This window comes from Cupriavidus sp. UYPR2.512, assembly GCF_000379565.1.
Classification (GTDB): Bacteria; Pseudomonadota; Gammaproteobacteria; order Burkholderiales; family Burkholderiaceae; genus Cupriavidus.
This window is the reverse complement of sequence record NZ_KB903023.1, coordinates 1-2,315: the sequence shown is the minus strand read 5'-3', so window position 1 is coordinate 2,315 and position 2,315 is coordinate 1. Positions and strand designations below refer to the sequence as shown.

The window sequence follows — 2,315 nt, the reverse complement described above, 5'->3', positions numbered from 1 at the left end:
TCGTTTGTCCTCCAGAGGCATCACATCTTACCCGCGTCGCTTTGCGCACGCCAGGTCCACTTCGGGAAGTTATTTCTCACTCGTTCCTTAGCGGCCCTCAGAGGCCAAACCAGTTCGCCAGCCGCAAACCAGCCAATTCCGCAAAATCCTTGGTATTACGCGTCACCAGGGTCAGCCCGTGCGCGATCGCAACCGATGCAATCTGCCCATCCACGAATGGCAATGTGAATCCAGCCCGCTCGCGCGACTGGCGGAGCTCTGCGTGGATCCGCGCCGCGGCACCGTCATAAGGCAATATGGGCAACGTGCCAACGACATCTTGCACAAAACGACCAACAGCGTCCTTGCGTTGGCCCTCTGGCATGCGCAACCAACCATAGCGGAGCTCATGCCAGACTGGGGCCGGAATGGCTAGCTCACCATCGTAGCGGGCCAAATTCTCCATTACCGCGACCTCAGGTCTCGGCCGCATGGCCTCTGAAATAATGTTGGTGTCCAGCAACCAACTCACGGCGCTCACCATGAGAATTCCCTTCCCCCATCGGGTTGACGTAATTGCTCAAAGGGATCGCCCTCATCTTCCTCTGCCGCATAGCTTTTGCGCCACTCCGCTAAGCGCGCAGAAAAGCCAGATGACGAGCCAACAAGCTGCCGATATTGCGACCAAGACATCAAGACCCCGGCCGCCTGTCCGCGTCTGGAGATCATTAGTGGCTCTTGCGCCACTTCTACGCCCCGGAGCGCATCAGCGAGGTGCGCTCTTGCCTCAGAGAATGGGATCGTTTGCATGGGATGGTGCTCCTTGCCAGAAATGTACATTCCAATTGTACATGCAGCGCGAGCAGAAGTCCCGAATCAACGGCCGATCATGCGGGCGTGCCAAAGGGGGCTATAGAGCACCGGCGATCCGGCAAGGCATAGAAAACCCAGATCGCATCAGCTTCCGCCTCCCTGACCTCGCTGAGTGCGGGCTTCTTTTGCCAGTTTCGGCAAGCACGCGATAGGGAGGCGATTGCGTGAAGGCGGCTTGGCGGATATTGGGCTCGGGCAATTCAAATGGTTAAATAACGTCGTGTGCGGCGAATTGCTCTCCTGACCCGCGGCCCTTCACGGCAGCTTTCTGCGATCCTCGCGACCTGCGTTGTTCGAGCGATTTGCAATTGGCCAACAACTGCCGTTGGGCTTTGCTTCTGATCGCGGCCCATATGGAGCGCGTGCGCTTCAGCGAAGCCTTCGACGCGCCGCCCGCGCAGATGTTCCAGGCAGCCTGCCAGCTCGGTCTGGAAGGCCTGATGTTCAAGCGGGCAGACTCCCCCTATGTGTCGGCGCGCACCCAGAGCTGGCTGAAGGCGAAGTGCAAGCTTCGCCAGGAGTTTGTCATCGGCGGCTTCTCCGACCGCGAAGGCGCCCGCACTGAGATCGGCAGACTCTCTCTGGGTGTCTACGCCGAGGGCGAACTGCGATACACCGGCGGCGTTGGCACCGGCTGGGACAGCGTGGCGGCGACGGACCTGCGCCAGCGGCTCGCGAAACTGCAAGTGGACAAGAGCCCGTTTTCGACGGAAGCGCGGGCCAGCCGTCGCTGGGGCGGCCGTCGCGATGCGGCGGTCCAATGGGTCAAGCCGACGCTGGTCGCTGAAGTCGAATTCTCCGAGTGGACGCCGGAAGGCCAGGTTCGCCACGCCTCGTTCAAGGGCCTGCGCACGGACCATGCTGCGAAATCGATCCGGCGCGAGGCGGTCCAGACCGCCGTGACCCCACGGCATGGCCGCCATCAAGGTCACCAACCCGGAACGCGTCATCGACAAGTCCCAAGGCATCACGAAGGTCGAACTGGTGCGCTACTACGAGAGCGTCGCCGGCCGGATGCTGCCGCACCTGAAAGACCGTCCGCTGTCGCTGGTGCGCGCCCCTGACGGCATCGATGCCCCGACGTTTTTCCAGAAGCATGCCGAAGCCGCGATGCCGGGCCTGACCGAGCAGCCGGCGTCGCTCTGGCCCGGTCATGCGGCGCTGTTGACGGCCGACTCACCCGAAGCGATTGTCGCGGCCGCCCAGATGAATTTGGTGGAATTCCACACCTGGAACTCCACCGCCCGCGACATCGACCATCCGGACCGGGTCATCTTCGACCTGGATCCAGGCGCAGGCGTCGCCTGGGAGACAATTCCGCCTGCCGCAGCCAGAGCTGCTCCTCGAAGTCTTCCCGTCGAGATAGTCCACTAAGGAACGAGTGAGAAATAACTTCCCGAAGTGGACCTGGCGTGCGCAAAGCGACGCGGGTAAGATGTGATGCCTCTGGAGGACAAACGATG

2 protein-coding genes and 1 pseudogene are annotated in these 2,315 nt (G+C 61.6%); 1 reads left to right on the top strand and 2 read right to left on the bottom strand.

The window, feature by feature from the left end; translation table 11 throughout:
* Positions 1–97: 97 nt before the first annotated feature.
* Positions 98–523, bottom strand: coding sequence for a type II toxin-antitoxin system VapC family toxin (locus A3A5_RS0118270; protein WP_018311988.1), 426 nt, complete (start codon positions 521–523; stop codon positions 98–100).
* Positions 517–789: a type II toxin-antitoxin system Phd/YefM family antitoxin gene (locus A3A5_RS41730; RefSeq protein WP_084402500.1), complete on the bottom strand. Its 273-nt coding sequence runs from the start codon at positions 787–789 to the stop codon at positions 517–519. Before A3A5_RS41730 ends, A3A5_RS0118270 begins: the two co-directional genes overlap by 7 nt.
* 338 nt (positions 790–1,127) lie before the next feature.
* Here A3A5_RS41730 and ligD point away from each other — a divergent pair.
* Positions 1,128–2,181: pseudogene (ligD, locus tag A3A5_RS38880) on the top strand (ATP-dependent DNA ligase); the annotation flags it as partial.
* Positions 2,182–2,315: the final 134 nt, after the last annotated feature.

Excerpts from the sequence above, each read along its gene's own strand:
- A3A5_RS0118270 (WP_018311988.1), bottom strand. The coding sequence starts at position 523 with ATGGTGAGCGCCGTGAGTTGGTTGCTGGACACCAACATTATTTCAGAG.
- A3A5_RS41730 (WP_084402500.1), bottom strand. The coding sequence starts at position 789 with ATGCAAACGATCCCATTCTCTGAGGCAAGAGCGCACCTCGCTGATGCG.